Here is a 2,778-nt window from a genome sequence, read left to right on the forward strand (position 1 = left end):
GGCATACCAAGCTATAGACTGCCAAGAGAAGTGCTTGCAAAGGAGTTGGAGCTCTTTGAGCAACTTCCCATCACCTTTGCCTTCAACAAGCGACTCGGTAAGGACATGTGGCTCTCTGATCTCAAGGAAAACTATGATGAAGTCATTCTCGCCCTGGGCTCGTACCATCATGCAACCTTGCAATTGGAGGGTGCTGATAAAGGCCAGGTAGTGCAAGGTACCGATGTGCTCAATGCACTTGCTGAGGGTGAGGTGCCTTCGGTCGGCAAGCGAGTTGTCATCATCGGGGGAGGCAATGTCGCCATCGATGTTGCCAGGTCTCTGTGGAGAATGGGAGTGGAAGTAACCATTGCCTATAGGAGAGACAAGGAGGATATGCCGGCCAATGAGAGTGAGATTGAGGAAGCCTTCAGTGAAGGCATCCCCTGTATCTTCAACGTTGCACCCAAAAAGGTTGCCAGAGACAAGAAGGGAAGACTTGAAGCGCTTGTTGTGGAAGAGCTGGAGATAGGTGAATATGACCTCAGCGGGAGAAGGATCCGTCGAGGTACCGGTTCAATCCGCTCGCTCCCTTGCGATACAGTCATTGTAGCCATCGGGGAACGGGTAGACACAGACCTGTTGCAGAAAGAGAAGCTTGCAGTCTCAAAGCGTGGCCATCTGGAGGTGAATCCATACATGTATGAGACCAACCAAGAGCATGTCTGGGCGATCGGGGATGTCATCAACGGACCTTCCACTGCAGCTGAGGCAATGGGACAGGGCAAGGAAGTTGCCCGCCTGATCGACTTGAGGTTGAGTGGGAAAGACCGGTTTGCACAGCTTTTCACCACCTTCAGTTATGATCAGACAGTAGGGAAGACCCTGTATGAAGGAAAAGCCATCAACCCCGAAAAACTCCCCGTTGCTGCAAGAAGAGGTTCCTTTGAAGAGGTGAACAAGGGCTATACCGGTCGTCAGGCAAGAATGGAGGCCGGAAGATGTCTCAGGTGCGATGTCAAGTGTGAGCAGGAGGTACTCTATGGATAGGAAGATGATCACACTCTCCGTTGACGGAAAAACGGTCACAGTCCCGGAGGGGACAAGAATCCTGGATGCATGCAAAGTTGCAGGAATCAAGGTTCCTTCTCTCTGCTATCTGGAGGATGTCTCTGCACACGGGTCCTGCGGCATCTGTGTGGTCGAAATTGAGGGATTCAGGCGTTTGGTCCGCTCATGTCTCCATACCGTCCAGCAGGATATGGTCATCCATACCCACACCGACCGTGTGATGCGCGCAAGGAAGCTGAATCTTGAGTTGTTGCTTGCCAACCATCCATTGCTTTGTACCAATTGTGAGAGAAACCTCAACTGCGAGTTGCAGTCCCTTGCCCTGCAACTGGGAGTGAGAGAGTCACGATTCGAGAGGACGAAAAAATCGATACTCCCGATTGACTCCTCTTCCTCTGCAATTGTACGTGATCCCAATGCCTGCATTCTCTGCAATCGTTGTGTCGAGGTATGTGCAAAGGTACAAGAAGTGCATGCAATTGAGATGATGGGGCGGGGACTCCGTACGACCGTATCAACCTTCTTTGATGAAGGACTTGCTTCCTCAGTCTGTACCAACTGTGGGCAGTGCTCCCTTGTCTGCCCAACCGGTGCCATCACTGAGAAGAGTCATGAGCAGGCAGTATTCGATGCGATCGCTGATCCAAACCTTGTAGTGTTGGTGCAGACCGCCCCCGCTATCAGGGTAGGTCTTGGAGAGGCAATGGGCTTGGGTGAAGGTTCCCTGGTGACCGGGAAGATGGTCAGTGCACTGAGGGCTCTCGGCTTTGACAAGGTTTTTGACACCCAGTTCAGTGCCGATCTTACCATCATGGAAGAGTCTCATGAATTGATACACCGCATGACCAATGGGGGGACGCTCCCCATGATCACCAGCTGCTCCCCCGGATGGATCAAGTTCATTGAAACCTTCTATCCTGAGCAACTCGATCATCTCTCATCCTGCAAGTCGCCACAACAGATGTTCGGCTCCATTGCCAAGACCTATTACGCTGAGCAAGCTGGAATAGATCCAAGGAAGATTCGTGTAGTTTCCATCATGCCCTGTACAGCAAAGAAGTTTGAGGCGGGGAGGAGTGAAATCGACAGTGCATTCAGCTACTGGCGGGAAAAGGGTTCCTTCTCTGACGAGGAGTACTTCTGTGATGTTGATTATGTGTTGACCACAAGGGAACTGGCCAGGATGCTGAAACGGATCGGGATTGATTTCGCCCATCTGGAAGAGGGCAAGTTCGATGATCCCCTTGGACAGTCAACAGGATCGGCAGTACTGTTCGGTGCTACAGGTGGTGTAATGGAAGCAGCGCTCAGAACTGCATACGAGGCCATCACAAAGACTACCTTGGAGGAGTTGGAGTTTGAACAGATACGCATTGGTAAGGGTATCAGGGAGGCAACCATCATGATCGGGGAAACCCCGCTTAAGGTAGCAGTAGCCAATACCCTGGCAAATGCACGTGTCCTCCTGGACCAGATCCAGGAAGGCAAGAGTCCCTATGCGTTCATAGAAGTGATGGCCTGTCCTGATGGATGTCTGGGGGGAGGAGGAGGGCCTATTCCATCAACCAAGGAGATCAGGAGAAAGCGAGCCATGTCCATCTATGAGGAAGACCGTGGCATGCCGATACGCAAATCCCATGAGAATCCGTCCATCCAGGAACTCTATACCTCATTCCTAAAGCAGCCTCTGGGTCATCTGAGTCACCAGCTGTTACATACCACGTATGT

At 51.8% G+C, this 2,778-nt stretch carries 2 protein-coding genes; both read left to right on the plus strand.

Annotated elements, in window-relative coordinates; all coding sequences use genetic code 11:
- The coding region (locus tag AB7S66_RS12395) for an FAD-dependent oxidoreductase (protein ID WP_428520456.1) at positions 1-1,029 on the plus strand (1,029 nt) is incomplete at its 5' end.
- The coding region (locus AB7S66_RS12400; RefSeq protein WP_428520458.1) for an NADH-dependent [FeFe] hydrogenase, group A6 at positions 1,022-2,778 on the plus strand (1,757 nt) is incomplete at its 3' end. The genes AB7S66_RS12395 and AB7S66_RS12400, both read left to right, overlap by 8 nt.

The sequence above is a fragment of the Sphaerochaeta sp. genome (genome assembly GCF_050178175.1).
Lineage (GTDB): Bacteria > Spirochaetota > Spirochaetia > Sphaerochaetales > Sphaerochaetaceae > Sphaerochaeta.